Origin of the sequence: Nocardia sp. NPDC004654, from assembly GCF_040609595.1 — a bacterium.
Classification (GTDB): domain Bacteria; phylum Actinomycetota; class Actinomycetes; order Mycobacteriales; family Mycobacteriaceae; genus Nocardia.
This window is the reverse complement of sequence record NZ_JBEXKI010000003.1, coordinates 476,118-494,077: the sequence shown is the minus strand read 5'-3', so window position 1 is coordinate 494,077 and position 17,960 is coordinate 476,118. Positions and strand designations below refer to the sequence as shown.

The following is a 17,960-nucleotide window of genomic DNA, read 5'->3' as shown; positions in this document are numbered from 1 at the left end:
GACATGACTGACAACAAGAACCGGCCCGCGGCCGGCATCCTGGGCACCAAGCTCGGCATGACCCAGGTCTTCGACGAGAAGAACCGCGTCGTCCCGGTCACCGTCGTCAAGGCGGGCCCGAACGTGGTCACCCAGATTCGCACCGTGGAGCGCGACGGCTACAGCGCCGTCCAGGTCGCCTTCGGCGCCATCGACCCGCGCAAGGTGAACAAGCCGACCTCCGGCCAGTTCGCCAAGGCCGGCGTCACCCCGCGCCGCCACGTCGCCGAGATCCGCGTCGCGGACGCTTCCACCTTCGAGGTCGGCCAGGAGATCAGCGCCGACGTGTTCGAAGAGGGCGCCTACGTCGACGTCACCGGCACCAGCAAGGGCAAGGGCTTCGCCGGCACCATGAAGCGTCACGGCTTCGCCGGTCAGGGCGCCTCGCACGGTGCGCAGGCCGTGCACCGTCGCCCGGGTTCCATCGGTGGCTGCGCCACCCCCGGCCGCGTGTTCAAGGGCATGCGCATGTCGGGTCGGATGGGTAACGACCGCGTCACCACTCAGAACCTGTCGGTTCACAAGGTGGACGCCGAGAACGGCCTGCTCCTGATCAAGGGTGCGATCCCGGGTCGCAAGGGCGGCGTCGTGATCGTCAAGAGCGCCGTGAAGGGTGGTGCGCACGCATGACCAGCCTCGAGAAGAAGGCCAACCTGACGCTGCCGGTCAAGGAGATCGGTGGCAAGACCAACCGCACCGTCGACCTCCCCGCGGAGATCTTCGACGTGACCGCCAACATCGCGCTGATGCACCAGGTCGTCGTCGCGCAGCTGGCCGCGGCCCGTCAGGGCACCCACGCGACCAAGACTCGCGGCGAGGTCTCCGGCGGTGGCAAGAAGCCGTACCGCCAGAAGGGCACCGGTCGCGCCCGCCAGGGTTCGACCCGCGCGCCGCAGTTCGCCGGCGGTGGCACCGTGCACGGCCCGCAGCCGCGCGACTACAGCCAGCGCACCCCGAAGAAGATGAAGGCCGCCGCCCTGCGTGGCGCCCTCTCGGACCGGGCCCGTAACGAGCGCATCCACGTGGTCACCGAACTGGTCGCGGGTCAGACCCCGTCGACCAAGACCGCCAAGACCTTCCTGGCCGAGCTGTCGGACCGCAAGAAGTTCCTGGTCGTCGTCGGCCGCGAGGACATCGCCGCGTGGAAGAGCGTGGCGAACCTGCAGAACGTGCAGCCGATCGCCCCGGATCAGCTCAACACCTACGACGTCCTCAACAGCGACGACGTGGTGTTCAGCGTCGAGGCCCTGAACGCCTTCGTTCACGGTCCCGCCGAGGCGGCACAGGAGGAGAGCAAGTGACCACCATCGCCGACCCCCGCGACATCCTGCTGGCGCCGGTCATCTCGGAGAAGTCCTACGGTCTGATCGAGGAAGGCACCTACACCTTCCTGGTGCACCCGGACTCCAACAAGACGCAGATCAAGATCGCCGTCGAGAAGGTCTTCGGTGTGAAGGTCACCAGCGTCAACACCGCCAACCGTCAGGGCAAGCGCAAGCGGACCCGCTTCGGTTACGGCAAGCGCAAGGACACCAAGCGTGCGCTCGTGACCATCTCGGCCGACAGCAAGCCCATCGAGATCTTCGGAGGCCCGGTCGCGTAAGCGAGCGGGAATCCAGAAAGCAGAGAAGAACTCATGGCAATTCGCAAGTACAAGCCGACAACGCCGGGCCGCCGTGGCTCCAGCGTCTCGGACTTCGCCGAGATCACCCGGTCCACCCCGGAGAAGTCGCTGCTTCGTCCGCTGACCAAGACCGGTGGTCGTAACGCGCACGGCCGCATCACGACTCGTCACCGCGGTGGCGGTCACAAGCGTGCCTACCGTCTGATCGACTTCCGTCGCCTGGACAAGGACGGCATCCCCGCCAAGGTCGCGCACATCGAGTACGACCCGAACCGGACCGCCAACATCGCGCTGCTCCACTACGTGGACGGCGAGAAGCGCTACATCATCGCGCCGAAGGGTATCCAGCAGGGCACCCCGATCGAGTCCGGTCCGACGGCCGACATCAAGCCGGGCAACAACCTGCCGCTGCGCAACATCCCGACCGGTACCACCATCCACGCGGTGGAGCTGCGTCCGGGCGGCGGCGCCAAGCTGGCCCGTTCCGCGGGCATGAGCATCCAGCTGCTCGGTAAGGAAGGCCCCTACGCCACGCTGCGTATGCCCTCCGGTGAGATCCGTCGCGTCGACGTGCGCTGCCGCGCCACCGTCGGCGAGGTCGGCAACGCCGAGCAGTCGAACATCAACTGGGGCAAGGCCGGCCGCATGCGCTGGAAGGGTCGTCGTCCCACGGTCCGTGGTGTCGTCATGAACCCCGTCGACCACCCGCACGGTGGTGGTGAGGGCAAGACCTCCGGTGGTCGCCACCCGGTCTCGCCGTGGGGTCAGCCGGAAGGCCGCACCCGTAAGCCCAACCGTCCGAGCGACAAGCTCATCGTCCGCCGTCGCAAGACCGGCAAGAAGCGCTGAAGGAGGAGGTAAGAAATGCCACGCAGCCTCAAGAAGGGCCCGTTCGTCGACGACCACCTCCTCGCGAAGGTGGACGTGCAGAACGAGAAGGGCACGAAGCAGGTCATCAAGACCTGGTCGCGTCGTTCGACCATCATCCCGGATTTCATCGGACACACCTTCGCGGTGCACGACGGCCGCAAGCACGTCCCGGTGTTCGTCTCGGAGTCCATGGTCGGACACAAGCTCGGTGAGTTCGCGCCGACCAGGACGTTCAAGAGCCACGTCAAGGAAGACCGGAAGAGCAAGCGGCGATGACGACGACTGAGACTCAGAACCCCACTGCCCGGGCGACCGCCAAGCACGTGCGCGTCACCCCGATGAAGGCTCGCCGCGTCGTGGACCTGGTCCGCGGCAAGCGAGTCGAGGACGCTCTCGCGATCCTGAAGTTCGCGCCGCAGGCCGCGAGCGAGCCGGTCGCGAAGGTCGTCGCCAGCGCCGCGGCGAACGCCGAGAACAACCTCGGTCTGAACCCGGCCACGCTGGTGATCTCGACGGCCTACGTCGACGAGGGCGCCACCATGAAGCGTTTCCAGCCGCGTGCCCAGGGCCGCGCGTTCCGGATCCGCAAGCGCACCAGCCACATCACCATCGAGGTCGAGAGCGTGCCCACCGCCGGTGCTGCTCGCAGCCGCCGGAAGGGAGGGGCAAAGTAAATGGGACAGAAGATCAACCCCCATGGCTTCCGCCTCGGTATCACCACCGACTGGAAGTCGCGTTGGTACGCGGACAAGCAGTACGCGGACTACGTGAAGGAAGACGTCGCCATCCGTCGGCTGCTGGCCAACGGCATGGAGCGGGCGGGCATCTCGAAGGTCGAGATCGAGCGCACCCGTGACCGCGTGCGGGTGGACATCCACACCGCGCGTCCGGGCATCGTGATCGGCCGCCGCGGCGCGGAAGCCGATCGCATCCGCGCCGAGCTGGAGAAGCTCACCAAGAAGCAGGTTCAGCTGAACATCCTCGAGGTCAAGAACCCCGAGTCGGATGCGCAGCTGGTTGCCCAGGGTGTGGCCGAGCAGCTGTCCAACCGTGTGGCGTTCCGTCGCGCGATGCGCAAGGCCATCCAGTCGGCCATGCGTTCGCCGAACGTCAAGGGCATCCGTGTGCAGTGCTCGGGCCGCCTCGGCGGCGCCGAAATGTCGCGCTCGGAGTTCTACCGTGAGGGTCGGGTGCCGCTGCACACGCTGCGCGCCGACATCGATTACGGCCTCTACGAGGCCAAGACCACCTTCGGTCGCATCGGCGTGAAGGTCTGGATCTACAAGGGCGACATCGTCGGTGGCAAGCGTGAGCTGACCGCCGCGAGCGCTCCGGCCGGCGATCGCGATCGCCCGCGCCGGGAGCGGCCGAGCCGCCCGCGTCGTTCCGGTTCCGCCGGCACCACCGCGACCGGTGTCGAGGCCGGGCGCTCCGCCGCTACCGCGGTGGCGGACGCTCCGGCAGAGAATCAGGAGGGCTGACGCATGCTGATGCCTCGCAAGGTCAAGCACCGCAAGCAGCACCACCCGAGCCGTTCGGGCATAGCCAAGGGCGGCACCTCGGTGGCCTTCGGTGACTTCGGTATCCAGGCGCTCGAGCCTGCCTACGTCACCAACCGGCAGATCGAGTCGGCGCGTATCGCGATGACTCGCCACATCCGCCGTGGCGGCAAGATCTGGATCAACATCTACCCGGATCGCCCGCTGACCAAGAAGCCCGCCGAGACCCGCATGGGTTCCGGTAAGGGTTCGCCGGAGTGGTGGGTCGCGAACGTCAAGCCCGGCCGCGTGATGTTCGAAATGTCTTACCCGAACGAGGAGATCGCTCGCGAGGCGCTGCGCCGCGCGATGCACAAGCTCCCGATGAAGTGCAGGATCGTGACCAGGGAGGAGCAGTTCTGATGGCTACCGGTACACCGGCCGCAGAGCTCCGCGAGCTCACCGAAGAGGAACTCGTCTCCCGCCTGCGTGAGTCGAAGGAAGAGCTGTTCAACCTGCGCTTCCAGATGGCGACGGGTCAGCTGGACAACAACCGTCGTCTGCGCGTCGTCCGTCACGAGATCGCGCGCATCTACACGGTCATGCGTGAGCGCGAGCTCGGTCTGGCCACCGGACCCGCTGGCAAGGGAGATGCGGCATGAGCGAGAACGTTGAGGTGCGCGGCCGCCGCAAGGTGCGGATCGGCTACGTCGTCTCGGACAAGATGAACAAGACCATCGTGGTGGAGCTGGAGGACCGGGTGAAGCACCCGCTCTACGGCAAGATCATCCGCACCACCTCGAAGGTCAAGGCCCACGACGAGAACGAGATCGCCGGCATCGGCGACCGCGTTCAGCTGATGGAGACCCGCCCGCTGTCGGCCACCAAGCGCTGGCGTCTGGTCGAGGTCCTGGAGAAGGCGAAGTAATTCCCCGCTCCGCGGCTCGAGTCACGAAGGCCCGCTTCCCCCTGGGAAGCGGGCCTTCGCCGTATTGGGGGTAACGCTTCACCTCGGTCGGGTCAAACCCCCTTGCGGCATGCACTTTGCCGGCCATGCTGTCGACTATTGGACAAAGCTAGAATTCGCTCGCCGCCAATGGGTGATGGAGTGGCAAGATAGCGGCATGGTGCTTCAGGTGGGGGTCAGAGCGTTGCGACAGAGACGCACAGAGATGAGTTCATCTGCCGAAATTCTCAGTAAGCACGGGAGTTCCGATGATGTGGCAACTATAGGCCTGCTACTCTTCTATGCCGCTGAATGCGGGTTGAAGGAGCGGTTGCTATCGCGGCGAAGCCAGAAAGACACTGGTGCGTTAGAGCCTTCACATGACCTTAGGATGCTCGCGAAGGAGTTGCGTCTTCCAAAAGCACTGGGCGGGCGGCTTGAAAAGTTGCAGAACTGCCGCCTACGTGGAGGAAGTCCCCAAAAGGTCTGCTTGTCGGATTTGCACCAAGCTTGGCGATATGGTGCGAAGGTTCATTCGACAGATGAGGTTGAGGCTCAGGACGTGCTGCGGGCTCTGATTCGCTGGTGTGAACAAGACGGACGGTAGGAGCAACTTGTGGCGCAATTCGCTGGTGCGGAGACGACGGCTCCCCCAAAGCACCTCTTTACTTGGGTGGACATCGATGAACACCTCGCATTGCTCGCGGAGATCGGTCAATGGCCCGGATGGCTCCGCTCAGCTGAGGCGTGGTGGGATGGCCTGGACTTGGCCGTCACAGAAGGAACCACGATTCCAACAGTACGGTCGTGGCTCGATCAGGCGTTCGGGACCGGTTCGACCGAACTGCGTGATGGTTCTCTCGCGCTACGTTTAGACGATCCCACGACGCCAGCGTTTGTCGGCCTGCGGGTCGAAGTGCGGTACGAGGAACAAGAAGCTTACTCAGCAGAGCGCCGCTTACCGCTCTTGCGGGACAAGCGGATCACTGCGTCGCTCGCGAAGCCCCTCGCTCGGCCTGTCAATGAGCGGTTCGACAACGACGTCCAATTCATCGCCTTTCATTCGTTCAAAGGCGGAGTCGGTCGTACGATACATGCGGTTGCTTTTGCGGATGCCATAGCCCGACAGGGTCGTCGTGTCCTGCTAATAGATGCCGATCTAGAGGCGCCAGGCATCACCTGGATGTACCGGGCGCAGGGCGGGCGTATGGACTTTTCCTATGAGGATCTAATTGCCCTTTTGCACGGAACGGACGGCGAAAGTTGCGAGGCGGCAGTGAAAGTTGCGAGCGCCTATCTCCCGAATCAACAAGTGGGACGGTATCCTGAGCCGGGCAGTGTGACGGTCGTCCCCTCCACCCGGCGGGTGATGTTGGGCCCACCCCGGATCGAGCCAGCGGATTTGCTGACTGCCGACAGGTCTCCATACTTTTTGACAGAAGCGATCGCTATGTTGGGTGCAAGGATGGGAGCTCACGTCATAGTCGCCGACCTCCGCGCAGGCGCCTCTGAACTCTCGGCACCAATACTTCTCGACCCTCGAGTGCAGCGAATCTTCGTCACATCGCTGAGTCATCAGTCGCTGACCGGGACGAAGTGTTTAATCAAGCAGCTGGGGCATCGTGCACCGACTATTCAAGGGATCGATCCGGCTGCATCGGTTATTGTAACTCAGTTCCGGTCGGACATCCATTCGACGCATGTCGAGATGGAATGTCGTGAGATAAGCAACACTCTATTTGAGACGTTACGGTTGCCGAATCTCCCTTTGGGGGACAGTGACGTATCTGAAACCATCGATGCCGAAGTCTTGTCTCGACCTCTTTTAAGTCCGTTCCGCGAAGAGCTGCTTGCATTGCCCTCTACCTGGGATTCGGTATTGCGGGTGGTCGAGAGCGCTCGAGTCTCCGAATCTATGGATTCTATTCTGCCGATTATATCTCACGGTCCGGCATTGCAGTCGAAAAACGCTGAGAAAATCGTGGACTATGCTATATTGCGCCGAAGGCTCGAAAATACCGCCAGGCCATTGATATACGCAGAAAAGGAGGGGATGTCCTCCGCTAGTGGGTTCCTGGTTACTGAGCCGTTGGTCAGGTTGCTTGGGGATCATCGCACTGAACCGCCTCTTGCGCTCGTGGTAGGGGCTAAGGGTGCTGGAAAAACATTTTTATATGCTAAGACCTGTGTTGCTCAATCTTGGGACAAATTTGCTGAAGAGTCTGGAATAAGAGATGTGAGATTAAAAGCTCCAATAGTTCCAGTGCTAGAGTCTGAGAATCTGGAGTCCAAGGATGTAACCACGCAGGGCCTCCGTGATGACTTTGCAGCGCGGAACAATCTAATTCCATCGATTCCTAACTCGGCGCTGGAAATAAAGGGTAGATTGCAGCAAGGGTTAGCGAATCTGGGTGAAAATGAGCAAGGTTGGCGAGAACTATGGCTTGAATGTCTGGCAATAGCTGCGGGAATCCATAGAGATTCTGCCTCACCTGAAATTGCCCTGACTGAACTGGCGAAGACCGCAAATGCGGTGTTCGTAATAGATGGCCTCGAAGATCTGCTCCAGAGTATCGATAAAGAATCGAAGCGAACGGCGCTGCGCGTGCTGCTCACGGATGTCCTCGCTTGGCTTCGTTCGCTCCGTGGACGTTCACTGGGTCTTGTAGTATTCGTCCGACAAGATTTGGTTACCAGGGCGGTTAAGCAGAACAGCGGGCAACTCCTCGCCCGATACGAGCCTTATGCGTTGCGTTGGGATAAGGAAGAAGCTCTCCGCCTAGCCTTGTGGGTGACGGCGCGCGCAGATGCTCTTCCGGAGTCCCGGCTTGAATCCGAAATTAGCTCCTTGACCTACGACGACCTAGTGGAAGCGCTAATTCCAGTGTGGGGATGGAAGATGGGAACTGAGAAGTCAAAGGAAGCGAGATCGCATCTTTGGGTGCCAGCCGCCCTTGGAGACTTTCGAGATCAAGTGCAAGCTCGCGACGTTGTCGTCTTTCTGGCGGAAGCGGCGAAGGAATCGATCTCGCAACCGGCCTGGGAGGACCGTGTTTTGGCGCCGAGTGCGATGCGTAAAGCCCTACTGGCGTGCAGCACGAATAAGATCGATTCAATAAAGCAGGAGAATCAGGAGGTTGGGGATCTCCTCGGTAGGCTTCAACAAGTCCGGCAGCCTGTTACAGTGCCTTTTGAACTTGAAGAAGTGGGGCTAGACGTGAAGGAGGCGGACTTCCTAGTCGATTCCGGCGTCTTTGCTAGAGGAAGCGATGGCCGCTATTGGGTGGCGGAAATCTATCGACACGGCTTGGGATTTGGAAGCGAGCGTCGAGCGAAGGTGCTTTGGCGCCGATAGGTTCTTAGGCTGTACACTAGGCGGTTGCCCCGAATTGCTTCCTTGCGATTCGGTGCGCGCCGAGTGGCGGCTTTATATCAAAGACTTCCTATCCAGCTTAAGCGCAATAATGGTCTACGTCTTACGCCGTAGCTTACGATTGTAGGAGAAAGGGGCAGTCGAGGGGACGAAGCGGAGTTTAGTTCGGCCGGTGCGCCCTTCCATGTCTTCCGTCGTCGGTCCCGCGACACCGCACAATTGCGAACCACTTCCGCGGTTCTGGGATAGGTGAAGCCCGAAATTTTTCGACGGCTGAACCCCCTGCTGGGTGTTCGCCGCAGTAGCGCTACTTGGCGTGGAGTCATCGAAAATGTTAGGCCGGGGTTGAGGCGGTAGCGTCGGGGGCGAGATTTCGTAGTCGGCCGCGATAGGCCCGGGCCGCTGTGTGCGGTGGGGCGTCGAGGACTGCGCTGGTTCGAAGGGGTGCCATGGGATTCGAGCGGGTGTCGCGGGCGGAGCTGCGAGAGCATTTGGTGCGCAGTGCGATTGCGGGGGAGGTCGCGACGCCGCGGGAGGGGAATCTGCGGCATTACGGGCGGATGGTGGCAAAGGATCCGGGGTTTCAGTTCGGGTTGCGGCTGCGAAGTTGGTCGTTCGACGAAACGTTGGCGATGATGGCGCGGCTGTGTGGGGTGAATCCGAACCCGGACCACACCTGGGGCGTCGACACCATCGATCCGGACCTCACGCTCGACGCGCTCGACGCGATGGGGGAGCGCATCGGCGCCGCGGCCGCCGAGCGCGCGACCGTGCTGCTGGCGACCGGCCATCCGGACACGCTGCTCGGCGTGTACCGAGCGATCGAGGATGCGCTGCGCGCCGCCGGTTGCACCGTGCTCACGCCCGCAGCCGGGTGGTCGTACGAGCCGCCGCTCTGGGAGCCCTCCCGGTATCGCGAAATCGCTTACGCCTCCGGCGTCGCCGCACTCGTCGGCGCGGACGGACGGTGGCGGCACACGCACGATCCCGACCCGATGCGCGCAGCGCTCGCGGAACTGGACGGCGAACTTCCGCGGCTGGTCGTCGCCGATCACGGCTGGGCGGGGGCCGCGGGTGAGGCGGGTATCGAGACCGTCGGATTCGCGGACTGCAACGATCCGGCGCTCTTCGCCGGACACGACGAAGGCAAGATCGCGGTCACGGTACCGCTCGACGATGGCCTCGATCCCATTGTCTACCAGCCGCTTACGGCGTACCTCTTGCAGCGCGCCGCCCTCGGGTAGCCCGTTGGTGAGAATCGAGCCGAGTCGAATGGTGGTCGACACGCCGGGCTGAACCGCCATATGACTCCGCTCGATTGGCGGGAAGGTGCCCGGCGGAGCGGAGCAGGCGGGCAGGTCTTGCGCTATACGTATACATCTACTTATAGTGTGTCGGTACCAAGTGCCGAGGAACGCGCACGACGTCATCCACAACCGCACAGCATCCGACCACGACGGACCGAACGAGGGTCCGTCGCTGGTTGAACTATGGCTGCATGCGCATTCAAGAATGGAAACGGGAACATCATGACCCACGAGCAGCAACCCGGCGACATACCCGCCGAGCCTGCCCCATCGTCGCGGACAAATTCGATGATCTGGAGGAGATCGTGCTGAAGGCCGGGCCGGGTGGCGGGCGCCTCCAGCGCTTCCACGGTCGGCGGCTCGCGGAGGCGCGGCAGATCACCAAGGACGGCGCCGAAGTAGTGCGGGTCTATCGCAGCCGCAAGGGCAAATACGTTGTGCAGCGCCAGTTCACGGATTGGTCCGACTTCGCGATGTTCACCGACTGGGGCCGGGACTGGAAGAAGTGGCGCACCATGTTCGGCCTCGGCGAGCAGAGCCGCGGCGATTTCACTGTCTCCGTGGTCGATGCCGGGGCGGAAGTGCGAGAACTGGTGCCGGACAAGGTCTACCGCACCATTACCGACATCGACCAGCACGGCCGTCTCCAAGACCTCGACATCTGAGCCGATCCCGGCCTACGAAAGGAACACTCGCATGTTCGGCCGTCTCGGGCGTCTCGTCGTCCACCACCCGTGGAAGGTGATCGGCTTGTGGCTGATCGCCGCCATCGCGGTGGTGGCTTCCGCCCCCGAATTCACCTCGACCACCGATCAATCCAGCTTCCTGCCTTCGCATTACGAGTCCATCAAGGCGATGGAGTTGCAGGAGAAGGCGTTTCCGCAGAACTCGGCGCCGGCGGCGCTGATCGTCTTCGCCCGCGCGGACGGCGCGCCGCTCACCGAGCAGAACTCGGCGGCGGTGGCGGCCGCGGCGACGGAACTCAGCGGTGCGAACATCAAGGGCGTCACCGGGATTCAGGCGGCGCCGCCCTCGGACAATCGCCTGATCCAGGTCATCGCCGTGCAGATGACCAAGGTCACCAACGCCTCCGACAAGACCCAGGGCGACGCGGTGAAGAGCCTGCGCGACAGCCTGAAAGAGCAGGTGCGCGACACCGATCTGAAGGCCGGCATCACGGGAGCCGCGGCGCAGACCCTGGACCAGACCGAGTCCGGTGAAAAGGGCATGGCCATCATCGGCGTGGCGACCATCCTGCTGATTCTGGTGTTGCTGCTGATCATCTTCCGCAGTCCGGTGATCGCGCTGCTTCCGGTGATCGTGATCGGCGGTATCTCCAGCATGGTCGGCAGCCTGATCGCCATGGTGAGCAAGGCATTCGACCTGGAGATGGACACCTCGGTCAACTCGATGCTGGTGGTCGTGCTGTTCGGCGTCGGCACCGATTACATCCTGTTCCTGATGTTCCGGTACCGGGAGCGGCTGCGCGCTGGCGAGGATCCCAAGACCGCGATGGTCAGCGCGGTCGCCAGGGTCGGCGAAGCCATCACCTCGGCGGCGGGCGCGGTGATCATCGCCTTCATGGCGCTGACCCTCTCCACCCTCGGCCTGTTCCGTTCGCTCGGCCCCGCGCTGGCTATCGCGGTCGCTGTGGCGCTGGTGGCGGGACTCACCCTGGTGCCCGCGATCGTGTCGCTGCTCGGGACGAAGGTGTTCTGGCCGTCGAAGGCGTGGCAGGTGGAGCCGAAGGGCGCGCGGTTCACCGCGATCGGCGCGGCCATGGGGCGCCGGCCCGGTGTGTTCGCCGTCGTCTCCGGCGGTGTGCTGGTGGCGCTGAGCGTCTTCGCCATCGGGTTCAATCCGACCTTCGACCTCGGCTCGGGCTCGACCTCGGACGCATCCGAATCCGTCGTCTACAACAAGGAATTGCTGAAGGGCATGCCCGCGGGCGCTACCCAGCCCTCGGATGTGCTGCTGCACGCGCCGGACGGACAGCTGAGCCAGGATCAGCTGCGGGGATACCGCGCGGCGCTGGCCGAGGTGCCCGGCGTGGGCATGGTCGGCGAGCCGCTGCTGTCGGCCGACGGAGCCATCGCGAACTTCCAGGTGACTCTGGCCGACGCGCCGGAATCCGATGCCGCGCTGGACACCGTCCGCGGACCGCTGCGCACGGCGGCGCACGACGCGGCGCCCGCGGGCACGACGGCGGCGGTCGGCGGAATCACCGCGGTGTTCGTGGACTTCCAGGACGCGATGAACCGCGACTACGCCATCGTGTTCCCGGTGGCGGCGATCCTGATCATGATCGTGCTGGCACTGCTGCTGCGCAGCCTGGTCGCCCCGTGGTATCTGATGGCCTCGGTCTTCCTCGGTTTCGCCGCGACGCTCGGCGCCACGGTGCTGGTCTTCCAGAACATCCAGGGCGATTCCGGGTTGATCTTCACGCTGCCGGTGATCATGTATCTGTTCGTCGTCGCGCTCGGCACCGACTACAACATCCTGATGATCGCCCGGCTCCGCGAGGAGACCCGCGAGGGTCGCGAGCCGCGCGAGGCGGCGGCGCTGAGCCTGCGGCACACGGGTCCGACGGTCGCCGCGGCGGGCGTCATCCTGGCGGGCACCTTCGCCGCGATGATGTTGGCGGGCAACAGCATGCTCTCCCAGATGGGCTTCGCGATCTCGGTCGGCATCGCCATCGCCGCCTTCGTCATGGCGATGTTCTTCACGCCCGCGATCACCGCGCTGCTCGGCCACCGCGCCTGGTGGCCGGGACACGGTGACCGCGGCGGGAAGTCGGGCGGCTTGGAGAGCGCCGATCACGGATCCGGGTCGTACTACACGACCTCCGCCGATGCCACGCGGGTGGAAGCGGTCTTCGATCGGTAGCGAGCTGTGGACCGAAGGGCTGTTCGTCGAAAGTGTTCGGCGAACAGCCCTTTCGGCTTGGGCGGTGTGGCGGACGTCTTCGCGGGTCGATCCGCCGGGGGACAGGCCTCAGCCGTTGGTCGCGTAGGGGCGGCGGACCTTGTGGGCGGAGTCGATGACGCGGGCGACCGCGGAGCTGGAAACGCCCACTTCCTTGGCGATGCCGGTGCCGGACCAGGATTGGTCGGCGAGGGTGAGGATGTCAGCGATCTGCTCGACCGGCAGCTTCGACAGGCCCTGGTCGGCGATGCTCCTGGCGACCATGCGGACCTCGTCCTCGGCGCTGTCCGGTTCCTGGTCGAAGTCGTCCTCGGTGTCCTCCTCGGCGATGGCGCGCTGGGTGGAGAGGATGATCTCGGTGCTGCGTGGGCGGTGGGGTTCCGGCTCGGGCTCCAAGGTGAGTTGCTCGGCGAGATCGACCGCATCCGCGGTGCTCAGGGCATCCGTTGCTTCGGGAGCGTCCGGTTGGGGATACGCGATGGTGTTCAGGGCGTGGGATCCGGCCCACATCGACGTGGTGTGGCCGCTGCCGTTGGTGCGACCGGTGCCGTTGATCGGTCGAAGTCGCGGTTGGGACAGGGGGACCGCTTGGGCGGCAGCGTGATTGGTGCGTCCGTTGCTGGAACCGTTGCGGCGGTGGGAAGGTGGTGTGACGTCGTCCTCTTCGGTGAGTCCGCCGGTCAGCAGGGAGAGCGGGACGGCGTACGAGATGCTTCGTCCACGAGCGTGGGTGTCGGAATCCTCGCTCGCGTTGGGGCTCTCGTCGGCTTCCAACTCGGCATCGGGTGCCGAGGGTTGGGGAGCATTGTCAGTGGCAGGCTCGCCGCCAGCGCGGTCGCTCGCGGACATCGGGCCGGTTTCGCTTGTCGGCGAGAAGACTCTCCGGTTCGCATCCGGCAAGTCGTCGTCGGCCGAAGTGCTTATGGTGCTTTCGGCAGGCTGATCGGTTCGGCCGCTCGACAGATCGGGGTGGCTGTCCGTCGAGGCCGGTATGGGCGCGTCGCTCTCGGCGGGTCGACCGGTTGGGCGGCTCGACGGGCCGTTGCCGTCCGCCGAGGTCGGTACGGTCGCGTCGTTCTCGGAAGGACGGTCGGCTCGACCAAGTGTGGATGCCGGTTCACTGCCCGAAGACGGCGCGGTAGCGCTACTCGAGGATGTCAGCCGGGTCTCGCCGCGCACACCGAGCGGATCGTTTCCGCCTCTCGCCGTGGCAGTTTCGGCGCCGACAGCACTTTCCGACTCGACGGAGTGGCCCACCGGGAACAGGTCACCCGCACCGAATCCATTGGAGCCGAGCGCAAATCCCTCCCGCTCCGCGACAGCCCTCCGGTACTCCTCGGCCTGATAAGACCCGAGCAATTTCGGCACCGCGGTGTCGTCGACGATCGGCACGCTATCGATGAGCTGCGCGTATCGGGCCGCGACCCACGCGTGCAACCAGATCACCACGCCGACCATCGCGGGCGCGATCGCGTACTCGGCGGCCCTGCCGAGATCGCCTGCGGCCAAGTGCGGCCCGGTGTTGAGTGCGATGGTGGTGCCGAGCAGTGCCGCCTCGAAGACGATCACCTTGCCGCGCGGCAGTTCCCGTCCCCAGCGGGCGGCGGTCGTCGCGACCACCATGATGGTGATGATCGGAATGGAGATCATCGCCTCGATGCCGTAGCTGAGCCAGTACAGCGGATCGGACATGTCGCCGCTGGGCACGAGGTTGTGCTGCACGTTGACGCCCGCCCACACCATGCCGAGGATGACGACGCCGATCAACGCTCGCGAGGACCATTCGGCGCGGCGGTACAGCTGGGCAAGTCGCGCATCCTGATTGGCGACGCGGCGGCGAGCCGCCAGGGCGCGGCGGTGCCAGCGCGCGTCGTCCTCGTCGGCGCGACGGATGGCGGCCGAGGTGCGCCGATCGCGCTTTTCGGCGGCGAGCTCGTCCTCGACGGCGCGGCGTCGCTGGCCGCGCCGCTGGGCCCGGATCCACTCGGCGAGTTCACGTTCCGCGGCGATCTCGGCATCGGAGAGCACCTCGACCAAGGCGGTGTCGTGCTGCAGCGGCAGTTTCCCGCGCGCCGTCGCGACCCGTTGTGCCAGTGCCGCTATCTCGGAATTGCCGGTCGACGGTTCGTCGGGCATCGCGAGCCTTCCCTGGAGCCGATATCGGGCCGATCACTCGGCGTCGACAAGTGTGCTCGAACATATGTGTGAACGCGATGAGACTAAACCGACGGCCGTCCGCGGTCAACGCGAAGCGTCATGCGCCGAGGTCGAACGGCCGAGCGAAAGTGTCAGCTGCCGCCGACCCACTGGACCATCAGCACGTGAACTTCCCGGCGCTCCTCCACGATCAGGTAAGTGATCAGACCGTCGTTCTCCGTGCCGAAAACCATGTTGCGAACCGGTGCGTCCGGATTTCCGGCATTGACCGAATCGCCGTTCCATGGACTGAGTTCTAGGAAGGTGCACGCCTCCGCGTAGTTGGGTAGGGCGCTTGGGGGAAGGGCTTCAATTTGCTGGTGAACGTCTGAATCCGTGTGGACTCGGTACACCTACATCCCGGCTTTCGTCCGGGTGACCGACAATGGCTCGTCGGTCGGGCTCTCTTCGCCCGTGGCCAATTTCGCCGCCCGGCGCACCGCTCGGCGGTATGCGTCGCGGTCGCTCTGCATCAAGGCGACGCGACGCCAATGCTCCAGAACTCGGAACAGTCCCGTGAGGTCGAGCGTCTCGCGAGCTTCCGTCAGCGCGTGTTCGTACGCTTCGTCGAAACTCGGGCGGTCGTCCGGCAGTAGTCCGGCTCGGATGGCATGCGGCGAGGCGCCCGGACGCAGGGGGTGGCCGCTGCTCGGCTGATCGTCGTAGGCGTACGTCGCGGTCATGGTCACTACGATATTCCGTGGTCGGCCGACACGCCCGTGGCGCTAGGCCAGGGTTGTGTGCCAGACGAGGGCGGCGGCGAGGGCGCCCGCGCCGTTGACGGACCAGTGCAGGGCGATGGGGGCGAGGAGGCTGCCGCTGCGGCGGCGCAGCCAGGTGAAGACGACGCCCGCGGCGGCGGTGGCGACGACGGCGAGCAGGATGCCGACGATCTGGCCTAGGAGACCGCCGCCGAGGAATCCGGTGAGTCCGCGGTTGCTGGTGGTGAGGCCGAAGGACGAGGCGATGTGCCAGAGGCCGAAGAGCAGCGAACCGGCCGCGAACACTCCGCGCGCGCCGTAGACGCGGTCGAGGGTGCCGTGCAGCACGCCGCGGAAGGCGAGTTCCTCGGGGATGACGGTCTGTAGCGGGATGACGATCATCGACGCGATGAGTGCGCCGGAGATGGTGGCGTACCGGTCGGCGAGGAAGAACGGGCGCGTCACCGGCAGTAGCGCGCCGATGGCCACGGCCGTGAGGACGATGCCGACGGCGGCCAGCGCGTACAGCGACCCGCGCCGCCAATGCCTGGGGGAGAGTCCGAGTTCGGCCCAGCCGAGCCCGCGCCTGCGGACCAGGACGAGCAGCACGATCGCGGCGATCGGAACGGTGACGATGTTGGCCCACGCGGTGGTGAAGTGCGCGATCAGGTTGGTGCCCGCCAGGACGACGATCACGACCGCTACATCGATATAGGCATGCAGTTTGCCGCGGGCCTGGGCCGCTTCCTCGAGGTCCGTTCGAAACACCCGGCCCAGTGTAGGGGCAGGTCATGCGGCTCGCCGCCGGTTGAGCGCCTGATCACAGCCGCCGAATACCCGGCGAAGATCGACTCGGCGGCGCTGTTCTGCATCTGAATGAAACATGTTTCAGTCTTTTCCGGAAACCGGCCCGTAGGGAACTGGGCGGTCGATACAGTCCGCTCATTCGCACCGATGTGCATTTCGAAGAGGAGTTATCCGAATGAGTAGATCCCAGAACCGGGCCGGTCGTCGCCTGGGCGTCGGCCTCACGACGCTGGCCGCGGCGACCTGTGCGGCGGTGCTGACCGCGCCCTACGCGTCCGCGACGGTCGACAACCTCACCGTCTCGTCCAACAACCTCCAAGCGGGATGCACCTACCAGATCACCGCGAAGGTGAATCACTGGTTCGAGGTCTGGTTCTACGACAACGCGCTCGTCATCGCGGGCAGCCCGGTCAAGCCGGTGAACGGCGAGGCCACCATCCAGTGGAAGCCGAAGAAGTCCGGGACCCACACCCTGGCCGCGCTGCAGGGCCTCGCCTACGAGATCAAGGTGAACGTGGCCGAACCGACCCTCACCGGCAGCGCCACCTGCGGCGCCGGACCCCTGGCCTGGATGGGTTCCTGAGAGCCGCGCTCGCGGTGCCGTAGCCACCACCGCGGGCGCTCGGGCCGGTCGACATCCCCTGTTCCGTCGACCGGCCCCCTTTCTTTTGTCAGCCCGACCACGAGGCGTGGTCGGTCCACGCCTGCAGACTGCGGGTCGTCTCGAACCGTCGCGGTTCCCCGGTGACCGGATCGGTGAACTCGAGCGACGCGGCGAGCAGTTGCAGCGGGCGGGTGAAATCGTGCACCGGCTTGTCGGTGAGGACCGGATAGAAATCGTCGCCGAGAATCGGCACGCCGAGGCCGTTCATGTGCAGGCGCAGCTGGTGGGTCCGCCCGGTCAGCGGCCGCAGTCGGTAGCGGCCGAGTCCGTCGCGGTGCTCGACCAGGTCGACAACGGTCTCCGCGTTGGGCTCGCCCTCGACCTCCTGGGCCGCGAGCACCTGCTTCTCCTTGACGATGCGGCTGCGCACCGTGCGCGGCAGTTCGAGGTCGGGCCGGTAGGGGGCGATCGCCTCGTACTCCTTGCGTACCGCGCGGCGGTGGAACATGGTCTGGTACGCCCCGCGGCGAGCCGGGTTGACGATGAACAGCAGCAGCCCGGCAGTCACCCGATCGAGCCGGTGCGCGGGCACCAGATCGGGCAGGCCCAACTCCTCGCGCAGCCGGACCAGCGCCGTCTGCCGGATGTGCTGTCCGCGCGGAATGGTGGCGAGGAAGTGCGGCTTGTCCACCACGAGCAGGTTCTCGTCGCGGTGTACGACGGTGATGTCGAACGGGACGTCGGTCTCGTCCGGCAGGTCGCGGTGGAACCACACCGCGCCGCCGGGGGCATAAGGCGCGTCCGGCGCGATGGGCCCTTCGAGATCGACGATGTCGCCCGCGTGCAGGAGTTCATCGATGCGTTCCGGCGCGACACGGGGAAGTCGCTCGACCAGGTGGTCGCGAATCGTCGCCCACTCGCCCGTCTCCGGCAGTCGCAGCCGGGCCGGATCCAAGCCGTACCGCTTGGGCAGCGGCGGCTGCTGCCTTCGTCTCATCGGCGACAACTCTAATCGCCGCTGCTCACCGGGCCCGCGTCGCCCCAGATCTCCGAGCCGCCGGATCCGACGGTAGTCATATGGCCACCTTGC

At 65.0% G+C, this 17,960-nt stretch carries 19 protein-coding genes; 15 read left to right on the top strand and 4 right to left on the bottom strand.

From position 1 onward, the window contains the following. Nucleotides 1–3: 3 nt before the first annotated feature. The 14 genes from rplC (at nt 4) to ABZV58_RS12135 (ending at nt 12,523) form a co-directional block, all read left to right on the top strand. Nucleotides 4–669, top strand: coding sequence for a 50S ribosomal protein L3 (gene rplC / locus ABZV58_RS12200; protein WP_355000185.1), 666 nt, complete (start codon nt 4–6; stop codon nt 667–669). Continuing rightward, nucleotides 666–1,340, top strand: a complete 675-nt coding sequence (rplD, locus tag ABZV58_RS12195; RefSeq protein ID WP_355000184.1) for a 50S ribosomal protein L4 — start codon at nt 666–668, stop codon at nt 1,338–1,340. The genes rplC and rplD overlap by 4 nt, the downstream gene beginning before the upstream one ends. Further along, nucleotides 1,337–1,642, top strand: coding sequence for a 50S ribosomal protein L23 (gene rplW, locus ABZV58_RS12190; protein ID WP_014981657.1), 306 nt, complete (start codon nt 1,337–1,339; stop codon nt 1,640–1,642). Before rplD ends, rplW begins: the two co-directional genes overlap by 4 nt. Nucleotides 1,643–1,675: 33 nt before the next feature. Beyond that, a complete protein-coding gene (gene rplB / locus ABZV58_RS12185) occupies nt 1,676–2,512 on the top strand; it encodes a 50S ribosomal protein L2 (protein WP_067785345.1) in 837 nt (278 codons plus the stop codon). A 15-nt stretch (nt 2,513–2,527) separates the two neighbouring features. Then, nucleotides 2,528–2,809, top strand: a complete 282-nt coding sequence (gene rpsS / locus ABZV58_RS12180; RefSeq protein ID WP_067785343.1) for a 30S ribosomal protein S19 — start codon at nt 2,528–2,530, stop codon at nt 2,807–2,809. After that, nucleotides 2,806–3,207 (top strand): 50S ribosomal protein L22, encoded by a 402-nt coding sequence (gene rplV / locus ABZV58_RS12175; protein ID WP_141807402.1) that lies wholly within the window; start codon nt 2,806–2,808, stop codon nt 3,205–3,207. Before rpsS ends, rplV begins: the two co-directional genes overlap by 4 nt. Further along, the gene (gene rpsC, locus ABZV58_RS12170; RefSeq protein WP_355000183.1) at nt 3,208–4,014 is read left to right on the top strand and encodes a 30S ribosomal protein S3; all 807 of its coding nucleotides are present in this window, start codon (nt 3,208–3,210) and stop codon (nt 4,012–4,014) included. 3 nt (nt 4,015–4,017) lie between these two features. Beyond that, a complete protein-coding gene (gene rplP, locus ABZV58_RS12165; RefSeq protein ID WP_355000182.1) occupies nt 4,018–4,434 on the top strand; it encodes a 50S ribosomal protein L16 in 417 nt (138 codons plus the stop codon). Then, a complete protein-coding gene (gene rpmC, locus ABZV58_RS12160; protein ID WP_011207272.1) occupies nt 4,434–4,673 on the top strand; it encodes a 50S ribosomal protein L29 in 240 nt (79 codons plus the stop codon). The genes rplP and rpmC overlap by 1 nt, the downstream gene beginning before the upstream one ends. After that, nucleotides 4,670–4,939 carry a 30S ribosomal protein S17 gene (gene rpsQ, locus ABZV58_RS12155; RefSeq protein WP_355000181.1) on the top strand — a complete coding sequence of 90 codons (270 nt, stop codon included), beginning with the start codon at nt 4,670–4,672 and terminating at the stop codon, nt 4,937–4,939. Before rpmC ends, rpsQ begins: the two co-directional genes overlap by 4 nt. A gap of 634 nt (nt 4,940–5,573) precedes the next feature. Next, entirely contained in the window at nt 5,574–8,312 is a 2,739-nt protein-coding gene (locus ABZV58_RS12150) for an AAA family ATPase (RefSeq protein ID WP_355000180.1), read from the top strand. 467 nt (nt 8,313–8,779) lie between these two features. Then, on the top strand, nt 8,780–9,574 hold the full coding sequence (locus tag ABZV58_RS12145) for a phosphatase (protein ID WP_355000179.1): 795 nt from the start codon (nt 8,780–8,782) through the stop codon (nt 9,572–9,574). 239 nt (nt 9,575–9,813) lie between these two features. Next, entirely contained in the window at nt 9,814–10,302 is a 489-nt protein-coding gene (locus ABZV58_RS12140; RefSeq protein WP_355000178.1) for an EXLDI protein, read from the top strand. A gap of 31 nt (nt 10,303–10,333) precedes the next feature. Continuing rightward, nucleotides 10,334–12,523: an MMPL family transporter gene (locus ABZV58_RS12135; RefSeq protein WP_355000177.1), complete on the top strand. Its 2,190-nt coding sequence runs from the start codon at nt 10,334–10,336 to the stop codon at nt 12,521–12,523. 108 nt (nt 12,524–12,631) lie between these two features. Here the strand turns inward: ABZV58_RS12135 and ABZV58_RS12130 are convergent, their stop codons facing one another. The 3 genes from ABZV58_RS12130 to ABZV58_RS12120 form a co-directional block, all read right to left on the bottom strand. Then, nucleotides 12,632–14,698: a hypothetical protein gene (locus ABZV58_RS12130; protein WP_355000176.1), complete on the bottom strand. Its 2,067-nt coding sequence runs from the start codon at nt 14,696–14,698 to the stop codon at nt 12,632–12,634. 413 nt (nt 14,699–15,111) lie between these two features. Further along, the gene (locus tag ABZV58_RS12125; RefSeq protein WP_355000175.1) at nt 15,112–15,441 is read right to left on the bottom strand and encodes a DUF6247 family protein; all 330 of its coding nucleotides are present in this window, start codon (nt 15,439–15,441) and stop codon (nt 15,112–15,114) included. 42 nt (nt 15,442–15,483) lie between these two features. Continuing rightward, entirely contained in the window at nt 15,484–16,227 is a 744-nt protein-coding gene (locus ABZV58_RS12120) for a type II CAAX endopeptidase family protein (protein WP_355000174.1), read from the bottom strand. 214 nt (nt 16,228–16,441) lie between these two features. On the opposite strand from ABZV58_RS12120, the gene ABZV58_RS12115 reads away from it, so the two are divergent. After that, a complete protein-coding gene (locus ABZV58_RS12115; RefSeq protein ID WP_355000173.1) occupies nt 16,442–16,849 on the top strand; it encodes a hypothetical protein in 408 nt (135 codons plus the stop codon). An 88-nt stretch (nt 16,850–16,937) separates the two neighbouring features. Here ABZV58_RS12115 and ABZV58_RS12110 read toward each other — a convergent pair whose 3' ends face one another. Further along, nucleotides 16,938–17,867, bottom strand: coding sequence for an RluA family pseudouridine synthase (locus ABZV58_RS12110; RefSeq protein WP_355000172.1), 930 nt, complete (start codon nt 17,865–17,867; stop codon nt 16,938–16,940). Nucleotides 17,868–17,960 lie beyond the last annotated feature (93 nt).

What these genes read in the sequence shown, in the direction of transcription:
- rplB (WP_067785345.1), top strand. Translation starts at nt 1,676, where the DNA reads ATGGCAATTCGCAAGTACAAGCCGACAACGCCGGGCCGCCGTGGCTCC.
- ABZV58_RS12135 (WP_355000177.1), top strand. Translation starts at nt 10,334, where the DNA reads ATGTTCGGCCGTCTCGGGCGTCTCGTCGTCCACCACCCGTGGAAGGTG.
- rplV (WP_141807402.1), top strand. Translation starts at nt 2,806, where the DNA reads ATGACGACGACTGAGACTCAGAACCCCACTGCCCGGGCGACCGCCAAG.
- rplD (WP_355000184.1), top strand. Translation starts at nt 666, where the DNA reads ATGACCAGCCTCGAGAAGAAGGCCAACCTGACGCTGCCGGTCAAGGAG.
- rpsQ (WP_355000181.1), top strand. Translation starts at nt 4,670, where the DNA reads ATGAGCGAGAACGTTGAGGTGCGCGGCCGCCGCAAGGTGCGGATCGGC.
- rpmC (WP_011207272.1), top strand. Translation starts at nt 4,434, where the DNA reads ATGGCTACCGGTACACCGGCCGCAGAGCTCCGCGAGCTCACCGAAGAG.
- rpsS (WP_067785343.1), top strand. Translation starts at nt 2,528, where the DNA reads ATGCCACGCAGCCTCAAGAAGGGCCCGTTCGTCGACGACCACCTCCTC.
- rplP (WP_355000182.1), top strand. Translation starts at nt 4,018, where the DNA reads ATGCTGATGCCTCGCAAGGTCAAGCACCGCAAGCAGCACCACCCGAGC.
- rpsC (WP_355000183.1), top strand. Translation starts at nt 3,208, where the DNA reads ATGGGACAGAAGATCAACCCCCATGGCTTCCGCCTCGGTATCACCACC.
- ABZV58_RS12125 (WP_355000175.1), bottom strand. Translation starts at nt 15,441, where the DNA reads ATGACCGCGACGTACGCCTACGACGATCAGCCGAGCAGCGGCCACCCC.
- ABZV58_RS12110 (WP_355000172.1), bottom strand. Translation starts at nt 17,867, where the DNA reads ATGAGACGAAGGCAGCAGCCGCCGCTGCCCAAGCGGTACGGCTTGGAT.
- rplC (WP_355000185.1), top strand. Translation starts at nt 4, where the DNA reads ATGACTGACAACAAGAACCGGCCCGCGGCCGGCATCCTGGGCACCAAG.
- ABZV58_RS12130 (WP_355000176.1), bottom strand. Translation starts at nt 14,698, where the DNA reads ATGCCCGACGAACCGTCGACCGGCAATTCCGAGATAGCGGCACTGGCA.
- ABZV58_RS12115 (WP_355000173.1), top strand. Translation starts at nt 16,442, where the DNA reads ATGAGTAGATCCCAGAACCGGGCCGGTCGTCGCCTGGGCGTCGGCCTC.
- ABZV58_RS12145 (WP_355000179.1), top strand. Translation starts at nt 8,780, where the DNA reads ATGGGATTCGAGCGGGTGTCGCGGGCGGAGCTGCGAGAGCATTTGGTG.